General features: G+C 55.5%; 15 protein-coding genes and 1 tRNA gene. 5 read left to right on the top strand and 11 right to left on the bottom strand.

Annotated elements, in window-relative coordinates:
- Positions 1-14: 14 nt before the first annotated feature.
- Both adhP and RQI55_RS21460 read right to left on the bottom strand, forming a co-directional pair.
- The gene (gene adhP, locus RQI55_RS21465) at positions 15-1,040 is read right to left on the bottom strand and encodes an alcohol dehydrogenase AdhP (RefSeq protein ID WP_311273728.1); all 1,026 of its coding nucleotides are present in this window, start codon (positions 1,038-1,040) and stop codon (positions 15-17) included.
- 176 nt (positions 1,041-1,216) lie between these two features.
- Entirely contained in the window at positions 1,217-2,293 is a 1,077-nt protein-coding gene (locus RQI55_RS21460) for a catalase family protein (RefSeq protein ID WP_311273727.1), read from the bottom strand.
- Between the two features lie 240 nt (positions 2,294-2,533).
- Here RQI55_RS21460 and RQI55_RS21455 point away from each other — a divergent pair, with 240 nt between their 5' ends.
- A complete protein-coding gene (locus tag RQI55_RS21455) occupies positions 2,534-3,097 on the top strand; it encodes a GNAT family protein (RefSeq protein WP_311273726.1) in 564 nt (187 codons plus the stop codon).
- 137 nt (positions 3,098-3,234) lie between these two features.
- On the opposite strand, the gene RQI55_RS21450 is transcribed toward RQI55_RS21455, so the two are convergent.
- The 4 genes from RQI55_RS21450 to RQI55_RS21435 form a co-directional block, all read right to left on the bottom strand.
- Entirely contained in the window at positions 3,235-5,727 is a 2,493-nt protein-coding gene (locus RQI55_RS21450) for a HAMP domain-containing methyl-accepting chemotaxis protein (RefSeq protein WP_311273725.1), read from the bottom strand.
- Between the two features lie 192 nt (positions 5,728-5,919).
- A complete protein-coding gene (locus tag RQI55_RS21445; RefSeq protein WP_082249920.1) occupies positions 5,920-6,030 on the bottom strand; it encodes a DUF2474 family protein in 111 nt (36 codons plus the stop codon).
- Positions 6,030-7,034 (bottom strand): cytochrome d ubiquinol oxidase subunit II, encoded by a 1,005-nt coding sequence (cydB, locus tag RQI55_RS21440; RefSeq protein ID WP_042618711.1) that lies wholly within the window; start codon positions 7,032-7,034, stop codon positions 6,030-6,032. The genes RQI55_RS21445 and cydB overlap by 1 nt, the downstream gene beginning before the upstream one ends.
- Positions 7,024-8,436, bottom strand: coding sequence for a cytochrome ubiquinol oxidase subunit I (locus tag RQI55_RS21435; protein WP_243257957.1), 1,413 nt, complete (start codon positions 8,434-8,436; stop codon positions 7,024-7,026). Before RQI55_RS21435 ends, cydB begins: the two co-directional genes overlap by 11 nt.
- A 63-nt stretch (positions 8,437-8,499) precedes the next feature.
- Here RQI55_RS21435 and RQI55_RS21430 point away from each other — a divergent pair, with 63 nt between their 5' ends.
- The gene (locus tag RQI55_RS21430) at positions 8,500-8,805 is read left to right on the top strand and encodes a hypothetical protein (protein ID WP_243257958.1); all 306 of its coding nucleotides are present in this window, start codon (positions 8,500-8,502) and stop codon (positions 8,803-8,805) included.
- Here the strand turns inward: RQI55_RS21430 and RQI55_RS21425 are convergent.
- Together RQI55_RS21425 and RQI55_RS21420 are read right to left on the bottom strand one after the other, a co-directional pair.
- The gene (locus RQI55_RS21425) at positions 8,802-9,410 is read right to left on the bottom strand and encodes a J domain-containing protein (RefSeq protein WP_042618709.1); all 609 of its coding nucleotides are present in this window, start codon (positions 9,408-9,410) and stop codon (positions 8,802-8,804) included. The genes RQI55_RS21430 and RQI55_RS21425 overlap by 4 nt on opposite strands.
- 247 nt (positions 9,411-9,657) lie before the next feature.
- Positions 9,658-10,290, bottom strand: a complete 633-nt coding sequence (locus tag RQI55_RS21420; protein WP_311273757.1) for a hypothetical protein — start codon at positions 10,288-10,290, stop codon at positions 9,658-9,660.
- 191 nt (positions 10,291-10,481) lie between these two features.
- On the opposite strand from RQI55_RS21420, the gene RQI55_RS21415 reads away from it, so the two are divergent.
- Positions 10,482-10,838, top strand: a complete 357-nt coding sequence (locus RQI55_RS21415) for a cupin domain-containing protein (protein WP_042618708.1) — start codon at positions 10,482-10,484, stop codon at positions 10,836-10,838.
- Here the strand turns inward: RQI55_RS21415 and RQI55_RS21410 are convergent.
- Entirely contained in the window at positions 10,835-11,629 is a 795-nt protein-coding gene (locus tag RQI55_RS21410; RefSeq protein ID WP_409233760.1) for an AraC family transcriptional regulator, read from the bottom strand. The genes RQI55_RS21415 and RQI55_RS21410 overlap by 4 nt on opposite strands.
- Positions 11,630-12,054: 425 nt before the next feature.
- Between RQI55_RS21410 and RQI55_RS21405 the strand changes: the two genes are divergently transcribed.
- A complete protein-coding gene (locus RQI55_RS21405; protein ID WP_192067220.1) occupies positions 12,055-12,222 on the top strand; it encodes a hypothetical protein in 168 nt (55 codons plus the stop codon).
- 21 nt (positions 12,223-12,243) lie between these two features.
- Here the strand turns inward: RQI55_RS21405 and RQI55_RS21400 are convergent, their stop codons facing one another.
- On the bottom strand, positions 12,244-12,567 hold the full coding sequence (locus tag RQI55_RS21400; protein ID WP_311273723.1) for a hypothetical protein: 324 nt from the start codon (positions 12,565-12,567) through the stop codon (positions 12,244-12,246).
- Between the two features lie 94 nt (positions 12,568-12,661).
- Here RQI55_RS21400 and RQI55_RS21395 point away from each other — a divergent pair, with 94 nt between their 5' ends.
- Positions 12,662-14,677, top strand: coding sequence for a hypothetical protein (locus tag RQI55_RS21395; RefSeq protein WP_311273722.1), 2,016 nt, complete (start codon positions 12,662-12,664; stop codon positions 14,675-14,677).
- Positions 14,678-15,057: 380 nt separating this feature from the next.
- Here the strand turns inward: RQI55_RS21395 and RQI55_RS21390 are convergent.
- Positions 15,058-15,131: transfer RNA gene (locus RQI55_RS21390), tRNA-Gln, on the bottom strand.
- Positions 15,132-16,116: the final 985 nt, after the last annotated feature.

Genomic DNA, 16,116 nt, shown 5'->3' with positions numbered 1-16,116 from the left:
TTGGTTATTCCTGCCTATTGCAGGTCAAGCACGATCCGGCCATCAATGCCGCCTTCTTCCATGCGGGTGAAGATTGCGTTGATGTTCTCAAGCTTGTCCCAGGAGAAATGGGCCGCAACGGCACCGTCACCGGCAAAGCCGAGCGCTTCCTCAAGATCCTGCCGGGTGCCGACGATCGAGCCTCGGACGGTGATCCGTTTCAGAACCGTATCGAAGATTGGCATGGCGAACTTGCCCGGTGGCAGGCCGACCAGTGCCATGGTGCCATGCGAGCGCATCGCTCCGAAAGCCTGCTCGAACGCAGTCGGAGAGACCGCCGTGACCAGAACGCCATGGACGCCGCCGATCAGTTTCTGCAACTCCGCCGCCGGATCGGTCTCGCGGGCATTGATGACTATTTCGGCGCCGAGTTTTGTGGCAAGGGCTAGCTTGTCGGCGTGAACATCAATGGCCGCAACATGCATGCCCATCGCCTTTGCGTACTGCACCGCCATGTGGCCGAGCCCGCCGACGCCCGATATGGCGACCCATTCGCCCGGTTTGACTTCGGTTTCCTTCAGCCCCTTGTAGACGGTTACGCCCGCGCACAGGATGGGCGCTGCCGGGCCCCATTCCAGACTGTCCGGCAGGCGGCCAACATAGTTTGGGTCAGCAAGCGCATATTCAGCAAAACTTCCATTGACCGAATAACCGGTATTTTGCTGCGATCCGCAAAGCGTTTCCCACCCGGTTCTGCAATGCGGGCAATAGCCACAGGCCGTGTGCAGCCAAGGCACGCCGACCCTGTCACCTTCCTTGATGCGTTTCACGTCACGCCCGACACCGACGACGGTGCCGACGCCCTCATGACCGGGAATGAAAGGAACATTCGGCTTGACCGGCCAATCGCCTTTGATGGCATGGAGATCCGTGTGGCAGACGCCGGTTGCAGCCATCTTGACCAGTATCTGGTCAGGGCGCGGTTCCGGCACTGGTATTTGCTCGATCATGAGAGGTTTGCCAAACTCGCGGAGAACGGCAGCTTTCATCAATTTTGTCATCGGCTAGCTCCTGAGGTTTATCCTCAGCTAGCATGCGCTCCAGCCTGCTGGATTGATTTCAATCAAGCCAGAGAGTGGCGCGCTGACGGGCCATACTCGGTTCGGCATAGGTGATTTCAGGAAAAACCGGGCACCACTACGATGAAGGGTGCCCGGCAACCGGCAGTGAGCAAGAGCTATTGCTGCGGCTCGTGGATTGGGCATTTGTTGAAGCCAGCGCGAAATTTCGCTGAATGCTCATATGGGACTTTGCGGGCGCGGTTGATATTGCCAAGTGGCTGATGGGCCACGAGCCCGGTCCAGACACTGAACCGCATCTCTTCATTGACCTTCTGCACCTGCTCGTCGCTCCAGCTGTCTTGCGGCGCCGCCGTTATCGTTGCCACGGTCACGAAAGGAGCGTCATCCTGATCCCATTCTACGGTTGGATCTTCGATGGGCTGTGCCTTGACGTCGCGACAGAGCTGGACCTGAAACTCCCACTCGCCTTGGATCGTCTGCATCTCCCCTTGCACGGTCTCTCTGATCGCATCTTCGCGCACACTTGTGTCGATCTCCCTATCGGTCAGTTCCGTCAGGTCCGGAGAGATCGGCTTGAGGCTGAATTTCGCAACGTATTCCCCATAGCGAAATGGCGTGACGCTGAAATAAGTCTCGCCGAGAGGATCGATGTTAGGTGCGCCGCCGAGGGACTGGACTGTTGAACTTGTGACGCCAACGGCCTCAAGCGCGTTGTTGACGGTCTGGAGAACGCTCGACATAACCGTCTTTGTTCCCTCCATCTTATCCGTCGTCTTTGCCAGCAGTTTCAGGCTTCCAAGAAATTTATCAGCGGTCTTGGCCTGAAACACTGGGCCATTGACCATGACGAAGTCTTGCGTTCGCCCAGCTGCATCCGGCAGGCGTTCGCCGTCTACGCCGACCACCTTCATGGCGAGGCCACGGGGCAGGGCGATCGCGTCCGGAAGAATGTCGCCCGCATTTGTTGAGAGGCGCATGAACACGGTGTAGGTGCCGGGTTGCGCGAACAGCCCCTGGGCAAGCTCAGGAGGCAGACCATCTTTGACCTGCAATTTGCCCTGAAGAATGCCGTGTGCCTTGGCATGCACTGAGCGAACCGCGTGACCATAGTCATTTGCGGTGGTGTCGAGGATCTTGTCAAAGGTGTCGTTCAGACCCTGGATGGTTTCCTCCTCATCGGGCTGTATTGTTTCGAGATCGGGCGAGTAACGGATTGGCGCTGAGATCGGCATGCTGAACTCCTGTAAACGAACAGGAAAAGCTGGACGGTGCCGGATAGTTCCGTGGAAGGGCAGACTAAGCGAAAGAGAAACTGAAACCCCGCTTTACCAGTATTGTCGAAGATACGGAACATGAAGGTCTTGCAGACTGCGGGCAGCATGCAGTGCCGGCGCAAATGGGCACGGCAAAGTCACGCCGTCGATGTCAGGATGGCGCTTTCGCGAAAGCGTCAACGCAGGTAAGACATCCGAATGGATATGATAAAAACGCCCCGGCTCATTTTAAGAAATTTCCGGCAGGAAGACGCCGCCGATTTGTTCGCCTATCTGAACGAACCGACTGCCAGTTGTTTTCTGTCTCTTAAACTTGACGATATGGCCGCCGCAGAGGCGGAGACGGAAAAGCGGTGTGGAAGCGATGAATACATTGCCGTTTGCCTGAGAGACACCGACAAGCTTGTCGGCGACCTGTTCGCCGTGCCGGAAGACGATACGTATTCGGTCGGGTGGAACTTCAATCCGCGTTTCGGCGGCGCTGGTTTCGCTAGTGAGGCGGCGCGCGCCTTGTTCATTTTTCTCTTCACGGTCAAGAATGCGCGCCGGCTTTATGCTTATGTGGAGGATCACAATATCCCGTCACAGCGCCTGTGCGAACGCATGGGAATGCGGCAGGAGGGGCTGTTCAAGGAGTTCGTGTCCTTCACAAAAAGCGACGATGGCGCTCCGATTTACGAGAACACCATGCAATACGCGATCCTGCGGTGGGAATGGGAAGCTTTAGCCGGTGGGGCGCAGTTACCAGAAGCTCAGACGTAAGCAGCCACCATCGCTAGGGGAGGCGCGGACAGCGCAAGCGAAGACCGTGGTTAGAAGCGCAGGCGATGAATGGCCTGCGCTTTGTTGGACCGGCGTCTTGTGAAGCCGGTGTCAAAACATGGTCCTTAGAGGCTGGCCTATGCAGCCGCCCGCATCCTGGCGCCGCTTGAGCGTCTGGTCGCGAACTGACCTACCATCTGGGCCAGCATTTCAGTTTCATGTACCAGTGTTTGAGATGCGGCTGTCGTCTCTTCGACCATGGCTGCATTCTGTTGCGTGACCTTGTCCATCTCGTCGCCAGCATTGGAAACTTCCCGTAGACTTACGGACTGCTCTCTGGCCGCCATGGCAATCTTGTCGATGATGGAACTGATGCCGCCGACCTGCTCACAAATGTCCTTGAGTGAGATGCCGGTTTCGTCAACGAGCTTGACGCCTGCAGCGACCTGCGTTGTCGATGTTGAAATCAATCCCTTGATTTCGCGCGCGGCATTGGCCGATCTTTGGGCAAGCTCACGCACTTCCTGTGCAACGACGGCAAAGCCCTTGCCTGCATCCCCGGCACGCGCCGCCTCAACCCCTGCGTTGAGCGCAAGCAAATTGGTCTGAAATGCTATTTCGTCGATAACGCCGATGATGTTGCCGATCTTTGCCGATGAATCCTGAATTTCGCTCATCGCGCTGATGGCGCGTTCTACAACAGCTCCGCCGCCTTCCGCGTTTGTCTTGGCCAGTGCAACAGTCTTCTGGGCGTGGTCTGCGCCATCCGCAGTGCTCGTGATGCCGTTGGAGACCTCGCCCAAGGCGGCAACTGTTTCTTCGAGAGAGGCGGCCTGCTGTTCTGTGCGGCGGGCAAGATCGTTTGATGCGCTTGATATTTCGGACAGACCCGACCGGATCGTTCCGACGCTGACGATGACCGCGTCAATTGCCTCTTCCAGGGTGGAAACGGCGCTGTTGAAGTGCGTTCTGATGCGCTCGTAGCGGGAATCGACCGCTCCGATGCGCGCCGTCAGATCACCCTTGGACAGTGCGTCCAGACCGGTGGAAATTTGTCCGAAGGCATGCTCCATCGCCTGCGCTTCCGTCACACGCTCGGCTTCACGTTCATGCCGCAGAATTTCCGCCTGCTGCCTTCCGCGATCCGCCTCTGCTTCGGCGTTGAGGCGTGCACGGTCGTTTTGCTGAAACACCTGCAATGCGCCGATCATCTCACCGATTTCGTTGTCCGTTTTTGCAAGCTCCAGATGCGTATCTGTTTCCCCCTTTGCCAGACGCGCCATTGCCTGCGCAACCTTCACCATAGGCCGGGCAACGGAGCGGACCATAAAGAATGCAATGGCCATAGCCAGAACGAAGCTGAACAGACCGGCGCTCCACATCCAGGACGTGCCCTGACTACCCTGGAGTTCTGATTTGGATGCAATTTCGCCTGCGATCGCGACAATACCGTCCGTGACGCTCTGTGATGTCGAAACCACCAGCGAGGCCTGCTGATCGAAGGATGCGAGGTTCGTCTTCATCGCTTCGAATGTCTGGCCCAGTTGGGCGAGGCTGGCGGTCATGTCATTTCCGGAGATCTTGGCCAGCATGGCACCCAAGCCTGCTGCCTTCTTCAGATTTGCGGTGACGATGGCGTCAGCTTCAGCGGAGGGTTGGAGATGATATCGTTCGACTTGAACCAGAATATCTTTCAAGACATTGCTGAAGTTACGTGCAGTGCCTGAAATAATACGTGCCTTGGAGCGAGCCGTATCTTTTTCGCTCTTGGCTGCCAGCTCTTTTTCTGCCGACATCCGCAACACCTCTTCCAGCTTCTGAGAGGTGGTTGAAATCTGCGCGAAAAGCCCGAGTTCCTGTGTCGCGGAGAGAGCCGCGCCATTGTCTTTGGAAATGGCGGCCTCAATCTCCGTGAAGGTACTTTCCAGGCTACTGACGATCGGCTGGATGTCAGGCGTTCCGCCCAGCTTGACCACTTCAGTCAAGCCAGTCTGCGCACGAGCCATCGGCTCTGCAATCTGATCGGCCGATATCACTCCACCTTGGGCGGATGCTTTTACCAGCGCGAGTTCGACGGCATTGATACCTTCCCTGAAACTGCCAGTGTTCTGGATGAGGATACGGATTGTGTTCAGGCTAATCAGGGCGTTGTTGGAATTGGTCTCCGCCTGGTTGGCGACGTCAAGGGCGCTTTTTTCAGCCTGATCAGCCAGGGTCACCATGCTTCCGGTTGCTTCACGCAGAGCGGCGCCGGCTTTCTGGACAGCATCCTGGGAGGTTGCGAGAGACCTGACGGCATTCGACATCATCGAGATGCCATTTGAGAGTTCTGCACTTTCGTCTTTTGACAATTTTAGTGAATTCAGTGTCGCTTGCGCCATCTGGAGGGCGCTGGCGGCTTGATCAATGCGCTGAGGCTCTTTGCTGATGAGATATTGGATAATGGCACCTTCAGCCTTGTTGGCGCCAATCAGGACTTTTGAAGTATCCACAGTTTGAGACACGGCACCTGTCAGACTACCAATTCCACGGATGCCGACGCTTGCAACAAGCACGACCGAAATGAGCAACAAAGCCATCCCGATCGATGTTCTGAAACCGATGGATTTCAGTTTCTGAGATAATTTCACTTTCCAATTCTCCCCCGCAGCGTAACGCCGCCCAAGCATTGCAATGACGCTAGGGGAAATGAATAAAAAACTGCTTAAGTCCTGCGTCGTCATTTGAAACGTTGAAGCGTCGATTGTGCGGGTCGGCGGAGTTTGATCGTCGCTCTTGTGGTCGACAGTGCAACTCCGCCGAAGGCGTAGGCATTACGGGCTCTATCCCAAAATCATCAGGCGGATTGCATATGCGACGATCGAAAGAGCAAGCACGCTCGCAATCCAGATGCCGACGAACCACAACAACCGCCTGGAGAGAGACTGCTGCATCAGTGATATCCCTCCTCGGGATCGATCTTGCCGCGAAAGACCCAATAGGCGTAACCCGTATAAGCAAGGATGATCGGTATCAGCACGCTTGCACCCACAAGCAGGAACGCCAGCGAGCTTTCCGGCGCCGCCGCTTCCCAGATCGTCAGCGCGCCGGGCACGATATAGGGATAAAAGCTGATCCCAAGTCCCGCAAAACAGATGACGAAAATGCCAAGGGCGGCCAGAAACGGCTGCAGATGTTTGTCACGCGCCAATCCATTCCACAGAGCGGCCGCGCAGAGCAGGACCAAAAGCGGCACGAAGGCCGAGAAAAACGCCGTGGGCCAGACGAACCAACGCTCGAAATAAACGCGGTCGATAAAGGGCGTCCAGAGACTGACAACGCCGATGATGGCAAGCGTTGCCACAGCCGCCACCTTGGAAATTGTGCGAGCTTTCGCCTGTAACTCGCCCACTGTTTTGAGGTTTAGCCATGTCGCGCCGAGCAATGCATAGCCGATGACCACAGCCAGGCCTGTTGTAAGACTGAAAGGTGTCAGCCAGTCCCACCACCCGCCGGAATAGGCGCGGTTGGTGATCTGGATGCCCTGAACCAGCGCGCCCAGAGCGATGCCCTGCATCATGGCCGCAATGGTGGAGCCGATGCAGAAGCCCCAATCCCACCAAATGCTGCCACGCGTCGTGCGCCAGCGGAATTCGAAGGCGACACCACGAAAGATAAGCCCCAGCAACATGAGGATGATGGGCATGTAAAGGGCAGGCAATACAGTTGCATAGGCAACCGGAAAGACCGCCATCAACCCGCCGCCGCCCAACACCAGCCACGTTTCGTTTCCATCCCACACCGGGGCAATGGAATTTGTCATGACGTCCCGGTCATGCCTCTTGCGGAAAAACGGGAACAGGATGCCGATGCCGAGATCGAAGCCATCGAGGATGACATAGGCCAGCACCGCAAATGCGATGATGGCAGCCCAGATAAATGCAAGATCAAACATCATGATGCCCTCCTGAAAGGCTCTGCGCGGGACCGGGCGTTATCCCGGCCGTACGGGTCGGGGCGTGATCCAATTCGTGATCCTCATCCAGCATAGGTGTGCGTCCCATCAGTCGCAGCAGGTAAAATACGCCTGCACCGAACACCAGGAAATAGACGATGATGAAAGCAAGAAGCGATGCGCCAACGGCAGGTGCATCGATGGGCGACAAGCTGTCGGATGTGCGCAACAGGCCATAGACCGTGTAAGGCTGGCGGCCTACTTCCGTCGTGTACCAGCCAGCCAGCACGGCGATGAAACCTGATGGACCCATGAGAAGGGAGGCTCTGTGAAGCAGGCGATTGTCATAAAGACAGTCTTTCCACCGCGCCAAGAGCGACCAGAGGCCGACAAGGAGCATCAGCATCCCAAGCCCAACCATGACCCGGAAGGTTATGAAGGGGATCAGTGCCTTGGGGCGATCATTTTTATTCCACTCTTTCAAACCCTTGATCTCGCCGTCCAGCGAATGGGTGAGGATCAATGAGCCGAGCTTTGGTATCTCAAGCGCGTATTTGGTGACTTCGGCCTCATCATCAGGAATTCCGAAGAGAATGAGCGGTGCACCACTGTGGGTTTCGTAATGCCCTTCCATCGCGGCGATTTTCGCTGGCTGATGTTCCAGTGTGTTGATGCCGTGCAGATCGCCGACGAATATCTGGATGGGGGTGACGAGAGCTGCCATCCACATGGCCATGGAAAACATGACGCGTGCCTGCCGATTGCTCTTGTCTCGCAACAGGTGATAGGCGCCGACAGCGCCAACCCCGAAAGCCGTCGTCAAAAAGGCGGCCAGCACGGTGTGAACGAGGCGATATGGAAATGACGGGTTGAAGATGATCTTCCACCAGTCGGCTGGCATGAATTGTCCGTTTTCACCAATGGTGAAGCCCTGAGGCGTCTGCATCCAGCTGTTGGCGGACAATATCCACGTTGCGGAAATGAGAGTGCCGACCGCCACCATGCCGACGGCAAACATGTGAAGGCGATCGCCTACACGTTTGCGCCCAAACAAGGCGATACCCAGAAATCCGGCCTCGAGGAAAAAGGCGGTCAGAACTTCATAGCCCATGAGCGGCCCGATGACCGGTCCGACCTTGTCGGAAAACACGGCCCAGTTGGTACCGAACTGGTAGCTCATGACGATACCGGAGACGACGCCCATGCCGAAGGTGATGGCAAATATGGGTTTCCAGAACTCGAAAAGCTTCAAGTAAACGGGATCGCGCTTCCACAGCCAGAGCGCATTCAGAACGGCGAGGTAACTCGCTGTGCCAATTGAGAAGGCCGGGAAGATGAAGTGGAATGAGACTGTAAACGCAAACTGAATGCGCGCCAGAAGCTCCGCACTGAAACCATCAAACAATTTGACCTCCATCAAGGCATGATCTTGATTTCCGTTCTACTCTTGTTTGTGCTGGGTGACCCCATGCCAAATTACCGCGTGCCAAAATATCACACGTGGCGTTCTGACGCTCCCGTCTGGTCTACGATCAGCACCGCGCTTACCGCTCTCGATGCGGGTGATGAACGCCGACGTGATAGTGTTATGGAGGGGTTTAATGGAGACTTCGTCGATCGGACAAAGATCGTCAGCGCTGCCGATCTCGAAACCGGATTGAGCGAATTGGTTTTTCACGCTCTACGCGCAATGTGTCGCCCGGAGCCCAGACGATCAGCGCCGGTTTCAAGTCAGCTGGAAAAAGCCGCCAGCGGTTTGGCGGCTCATCTTTAACAGAAACCGTTCAGCTTGAGGATTTTGTGCGCATCAATGGCGGCGCGAAGCTTGTCCTCGGAATTGCGATCGCCATCGTTTGCATCCGGATGGTGCATCTTGAGACACTGCTTATAGCGTGCCCTGATTTCCTCCGGCGTCGCATCTTCCGGCAGCCCAAGCGTCTCAAATGCCTTGGCCTCAAGGACCTTGAGTTTGCGACGCTGCAAATCCGCAGTCTGCGCCTGTCGGGCCGCAGCGCTCTTGCGGGCGTTCATGGCCTTTGCGGAGCCGGACCGCTCCGTGCGGGGGAGTGGAACTTCGGTCGCCTTGGGCGCGCCAACGCCGGCCGTTTGGCGGCGGCCTTCTGCCGCTTCACGCTGATAGCGCGCCGTAACGGGGTCGGAGAGGTTCGGCGAGAAATTATAACCCTTGTTATATTCCCGAACGTGCTCGGTACAAAACAGCAGGTACAGGCCTTCACCGTCGCGGCCAACGGGCGCACGCAACGTGCCGCCCTTGTCGCAGCCATCCCACTGGCATTTCGGCCCATTGGGTTCACTTTGCGGAACAGGTTTTTTGCGGGGCGACCGCAGCCCTACGAATATCTTTGAATCAGATGACATGCGCTCCTTATAGGTAGTGATCTTCACGGCGGCAAGGATACAACACAGCCTCTCACAGACAATAATATCGACAGAGTTTGGGCACGGCCTTGTCTGTGAAAGAAGCGGCCCGATACCATTGCCTCGCCGCGCTCTTTTTTCCAGATTTTAGTGTGAGCCAAACAGGCCCAGCACCGTCGGTACGTCATTAAGTGCACGGGCCGCACTAGCCACATTTTGCACCATGCGGACGAAGAGTTATGGCGGCTTATCGAAGCAATCCGTCGATGTCGAACTCGTCCCAGCCGCCGAGCTTCGAGGCCGCGTCCTTGGAGCTGGATTCTGATGTCTCTGGAGGTTTCGCAGCCTTCTTTTTAAGGGAGCGGGTCAGCTTGGCCTGATAGGCAGCCCGCTGCCGCTTTTCAGCTTTCGCCTCCGCATCCTCCACCCGCCACTCTTCCACGGCGCCACGGTCGAGAATGTCTTCCACCACCTTGGGGTCGAAGACATGGAATGTGATCTGGCGGGCGCGTCCGTTCAGTCTGACGGTGCGCGTGCCAGCGCTCGGCAGGCGACCATCGGCAAGCCAACGATGGCGCTCGCTGGTCTTGATGGTCAGGATATCCTCGATTTCGCGAGGGATCATGGGCATCGCGACGGCCTCCATCACCACTCTTGAAACAACGGCTGCAGCGGCGTTGAAGGCCGTCTTTTCCGCCGCCGCCATCGCCAGTGTCAGATCGACGCCTTCCAGCGATATCGATTTTTTCAAGCTGGAAGGCAGCCTTGCCTGTATTTCCTGAAGAACGCCCTTTGCACGAACTGCCGACCCCATCGTTACGGCGGTCGGCAAGGTCCATGTCCTGATCAGTTCTATCCCATTTTTTTCACGCTTCGGCATGCCGCACAGATGGTGATTTAGCGCTCTCAAGTCAACGCGCATCCTTGCGATCATGATGGCGCGATCCGGGTCGCCCGTTACACGAACGTTCAATACCCGGCGCGATGCCTTGTGTAGCGGTGTGTAGACGGGCCTTGACCGAAGACTTGTCTTCTTTGCGGCCGCAGTGAAACACAAAATAGGATACTGAAATGAAAGCCATCAATCTTTATGAGAAACTCGGTCTGTTCTCAACGCACTGGGACCCGCATGTGGTTGCAGACTATAATGAAAACGACGTGATGGTCGTCCGTTTCAAGGGTGAATATCCGTTTCACAAGCATGACACGACGGATGATTTTTTCCTCGTGTTGGAGGGAGAGATGGAACTCGACATCGAGGGGGAGCCATCTCGAACCGTGAAGGCTGGCGAAATGATCGTCGTGCCCAAGGGCGTGGTTCACCGCCCACGGGCTGAGAAAGAGGTAAAGGTGCTTCTGATAGAGCCGAAGGGGGAGCCGAACTCGGGCGATTCCGGACTGGCGCCAGCGCTCAAGCCCCGTCTCTAGGACTGGCTTGCCACGCGCATGGAAAGCCATCGCCCCGGCGTCATGCCGAAGGTTTTTCGAAAATGACGGGTAAAATGGGCTTGGTCAGCAAAGCCTGCATCTGCCGCTGTCTGAGCCAAACCTTTCCCGTCCGCCATAGACCATTTTGCCAGTTCCAGCTTGCGCATGATGAGGTATCGATGCGGGCTGGTTCCCAGCAACCTGCGGAACTGCCGGGCGAGTTCGTAACGATCCAGTCCAGACGCCGCCTCCAGCGCTTCGGAACGTATGGTGTCGCTGCGGTGGCCTTCTATGAAGCCGCGGGCACGCAGCACGGCAGACCTTGCAGACTTGGTGATTGTCTTTGGCGGCGCACCAGCGTGGCGCGAAAGCCCCGATGCTAGCCGCATCACGACATCATCCATCATCAGGTCGCTTGGTTCTTCGCTAAGATCGGCAAGAATCTCTGCCAGCGCCTGCTGCAAGTCATCATCGGCGATAACAGGGTTGGCGACGAATGGCAGGGCACTTCGATAGCCATCCACAGCGCCGATCAGATCAGGCGGCAGATAGATGATGCGATAGATCAAGCCATCTTCGGTGCCAGCCGCACCATCGTGCAACTCGTCCGGGTGCAGCACGATGACATTTCCCGGGCTACTGAATCGGTCGCTGCCGCGGTAGCGAAAGGTCTGTACGCCGTGCAGCGTCAAACCGAGCGCATAAGTGTCGTGCCGATGCGGCGAAAACGCATTGCCGTGGAAACGTGCCTCGATCCGTTCGACACCGTGCGACGGCACCGCGATGCGCATGCCGTCAGCAAAGATGGCGTTGCGCGAAGGAACACGACTGCCCGCCTCGCTTGCTTTCAAGTCTTCGTTTCTCTCGACACCCCGGACGGAGTTCAACCGCATGTTCGACACCAAAATCGCAATAAATATCCCCGATGACCTCGCGGTCTGGAAGATGCCAGCCTTCCCCTGCAAACCATAGGGGGAAGGGGTTGGATATGTCCACACAATGACGAGAGTATGGTGCACACCACCTATCCGGGCCTTTGGATCGCGTTGTCATGACCGTCGTGCCTAGCCAATTGACCGGGTTTTGATTGGACCACGCGGTAAACAGGTCAGCGGCTCAGCGGAAACGAAGTCACTTTATTTGATGAATCCGTAGATTAAGCGGAACCTAAATTGACGATTATAGTTTCGGGTGCGGGGAACAGGGATATATCTCAATGACAGAGCAATCGCATCAACTGTCGCGTTATCTAAGCGACGGCATGATCAGGCAGGCCATAAAACAAAGTCGTGTCACGGAAGTGCCGTGCAATGACGGTGGAATGAACAGGCTTCTGGAAACGTTACTTGCGGCAGAGCGCAACGAGAAAAAGCGTCAAGCCTGACAAAAGCATGGGTGGACGATCTTATCGACCACCATTTCTTTTGCTCCAAACACCCGCGTCCGTATTGCCTCGTCCCATCGCAATAACAGCAAGATTCAACTGATGTTGCAGGTGCTCTATCTCGTCCTGCATGGCCTTGATAGCAGACTTAGCGTCACCGTCATGGCAATCCAGTATGTAGTCTGCGACATCCGCTTCATTTGCCCTTTGACGCAATGATCCGATCTCCCTTGATTGACAACTGACATCATGGATGAAGGGCTCAACTTCATCCGATGTTCTCATTATGTTCCATTTGAGTTTGGAGTCAAGCGCTCCTGCTGGCGTCTGTGCGACCACGGTCACGGACGCTGTCATTTCCCGCAAGGGAGTAGTTGCGAACCAACTTTGGCGTGCTAGAAGGCGAACAGATTCAGTTTGCGCGGAGAGGGTCAAGCTCGTGGACAAGGTCAACACCGGAGCCGGCAAGGGCCGACGTACAGCATTATGGGCGAGTGCAGCGATTATCGCGGTTCTTGTTGCCGGTGTCGTCGGGGGCAAAACCTATTACGAGGCAAAGGTCAGCGAACTCCTGGCGCGCAGCGGTGCAACGGCCCGCTCCGTGGAGGTCGATTTTCTTGGACAGGTTCATGTTCGCGACGTGACATTGCCTTTTGCTGATGGCAAAAATCTGAAAATTGCGGCTATCGATGGACGCCCGAAATTTCGCTTTCTGGACGGCGCGCTTGAGTTCAGCGACGTCAATATCGATGTGCCGACAGGAACGATTTCGATGGCGCATGCACGCGTCGAAAACGCCGCCTTTGAGGAAGCCCTGCGCTCTGACATACCAAGCGACGGCAGCGCCAAATCTCTTGCCAAGCGGCTCGAGCAATTTGCTGCGGTTCGTATCTTCACGCCTGAGATGACCGTTACACAGTCCATTGCCAGTGCAGAACAAAAGGTCGTTTATAAAAACGTCACGCTATCGGACATAGCCGGTGGACGGATCGCTCAATACACCGTCGACGCTGCCGACTACGATATCCAGTTGCAATTGCCGGATAGTACCGGCCAAGTTCAGAAGAAGCGCACGGTCGTCTCGACCGGCGCCATCGTTGGTCAGGCCTTTGATGCGGCTTACATGGCAAGGCTCTACACTGAAAAAGCGGGCCCTGAGGATAAGGAGGCAAAGCCTGTCTACGGCCCTGTATCCGTTCAAAAGATTTCGTTCTCTGAGGGCGAAGGTCGTTTCAGCTATGATGAAATACGCAGCGATGGGTTTACCGCCCGCATGCAGGCCGAGCCGCTTCTGGACACGCTGAAAACACTCACGACGCTCGATGCGAATGCTGAACCTTCGCCACAGGAAATGAAGGCAATTTTCGCCAAGGCTGTGTCTGTCCTTGACATGATTGGCAAGAGCAACATGCAATTGCTGGGCTTTAAGGCAGATATGCCCAACGAGAGCGAGGGGCTGTCTAGCAAACGTGTCATGGTCGGCATTGATCGTATGGATATGCAGATGGATGGCCGTAAGGTCAGCTTCGGCTTGAATGGCATGTCCTTGAAAAGTGGTGACGACACGTTTGAAGTGGGCGAGGCAAGCCTTAAAGGCTTTGACTGGAGCGCCACGATTGATGGTCTTTCTGAGATTATCGGGCTTGAAGACAGACCGATCGAGGCGTTGACGTTCACGCGCTTGATTCCAGAGCTGGGCAGGATGCGCCTGGCTGGAATCAATGTCGATGTTGCAGCGCCAGAAAAGACGGATGAAACAACAGCTGAGATGCCTGAGCGCGTGCAGTTCAAGCTGAAGAATTTCGAGATGGGCTTGACGAAGCCCTATAATGGCATCCCAACGGATATCGACATCAGGCAGGACGAGCTTTCTGTTCCCATTCCCGCGGATTCGCCGGAGGAGGTTTTCGTTGAAGCGCGTAAATTAGGTCTTGAAGCTATCGCCTTTTCCTATGCCATCTCTGCCGGATGGGATGAGCCAAACAAAAACCTGCTCATTCGCGAAATCTCGCTCCGTAGCCAGGATTTTGGCAGTATCAATCTTTCCGGCTTGGTCAGCGGGTTCACGGAAGAGTTCTTCACGTTCGACACTGGCCGCGCTCAGGCCGCCATGTTCGGGCTCGCGGGTCGCGAGATGGAACTTGTGATCAGGGATGAAGGCATGATGGCGAAGGCGATCAAGCTTTATGCTCTGCAGAATGAAATGACAGAGGATCAGGTTCGTGGTGCCCTGACATTTGTGTCCAGCATGATGTTGCAACGGGTCGCGGCTGAGCAGCCAAAACTGCAAGCAACTGTCGAAGCATTGCTCAAATTCATCAGCTCGCCAGGAACGCTGACTGTAACCGTCAAATCCAATGGCGCAAATGGCCTTGGCCTTCTTGACCTAGTTGCAGCCTCGGAAAATCCCATGGGCCTGCTCGATAAGGTGGATATCCAGACGAAGGCTGAATAGAAGGCCCAAGCTTCATTTGTTGGCATTTGTGAGGAGAGGGTTCACGCTCAAAACGTGAACCTGACCGTCACCTCTGACTGTGAGCAGCTATCGACGTATCGCTCGTCGCGTCCCTTCGGCAGCCCAAGCGATAACGAGCTTGTTCGTCACCAGCCACACGACAGTCAGGAAAGCAAATTCAGTTCTTTCGGACGGTTTAGGCAAACGCCTGAGCCAGCACGAGGGTGCTACAGGTTTCCAAAGCGTGAAAATTGACACATCAAGAAAAGGCTGTCCACCAAACCGGCTAGTCCCAAATTATCGGCGATTACCGTTGGAATGCAGACGCGCTAGGAAGCACGTCTAACGCAGGTTATTGGTTTTATACATGAGAAAAGAATTGGCTGGGGAACCTGGATTCGAACCAAGATTAACGGAGTCAGAGTCCGTCGTTCTACCGTTGAACTATTCCCCAACGCCATCGGGAGATGCCTAAGCGCTCCGTTGGTGCGTCATATAAATGATTTGCTTAGCGATGCAAGACGAAAAATGCATGGGACGCAACATTTCTTAAACGACGGCTCTCGTCCCCTCCAGATGTGGCTGATTCTAGGCAATGACTGATGCGAGCTAGCTAAGTGAGCTGGCTCTCACGCGCTCGATGATCTCCTTGAGTTCGGACCGTTCGTCAGCATTAAGTGCTTCCACGCCGGGTACCCGCACTGGACCCACGTCTGTTCCCAGCAATATCATCGATTAAGCTGCGTGCGGTCTCGTATTTTCCTGTTTTCAAAGCCCGGTGGATATCGCGGGATAGTTCGGGGGAAAGACATTACAGGCTAGGCATAAAACCCTGGGCACAATGGAACGAAATACGGGCGCACATTCTTCAAAGGCGAATTTGATACCAGCAATGTTATTGTTAAGCGCGACGAGCCGAAAATCACTCATGGACAATGCGTCACTATATACATGATCGATGACAGGAACGGTTGAAGCTTCCTGCAGCTCAAGAAAGTATTTGGCCATATAGCTCGTCCCAGGTAGGGATCCGTCGGACAATGCCCAACGATTACGTCACCACTTTTCAAGATGCATGATGTGCGAGTGCCTTCGCGTCTTTCACGGGATGCAAGAGTTGCGCTGACCCGAGACTGGCAATCGATATGATCGTGAGAGGCATTCTAGTCGTGAACGGATTATCTGTTAGCGGACAGGCGCGTGCATTACTGAACGATGACATCGTTAAGGCGCAGGAATAATAGCGCGCGCAATGGAAATTTGGCTTTCCGAGAGAGTCGAAGCCCATTAAACGAAAATACCACAATATAAACAATAACTTACTGTTTTTCTGTATTTTCTGTCGCGGGTGCTGTTGACTATATCAGGGGTGTAGTTCTATAACCCGCTCACTGACGAGGGCGGCGGCGCTGCTAGCGACGATGTCCTTCGTTCTTGGA

It is taken from the genome of Rhizobium sp. WCS2018Hpa-16 (assembly GCF_031843705.1).
GTDB lineage: Bacteria > Pseudomonadota > Alphaproteobacteria > Rhizobiales > Rhizobiaceae > Agrobacterium > Agrobacterium tumefaciens_C.
This window is presented reverse-complemented; position numbering and strand designations above follow the sequence as displayed.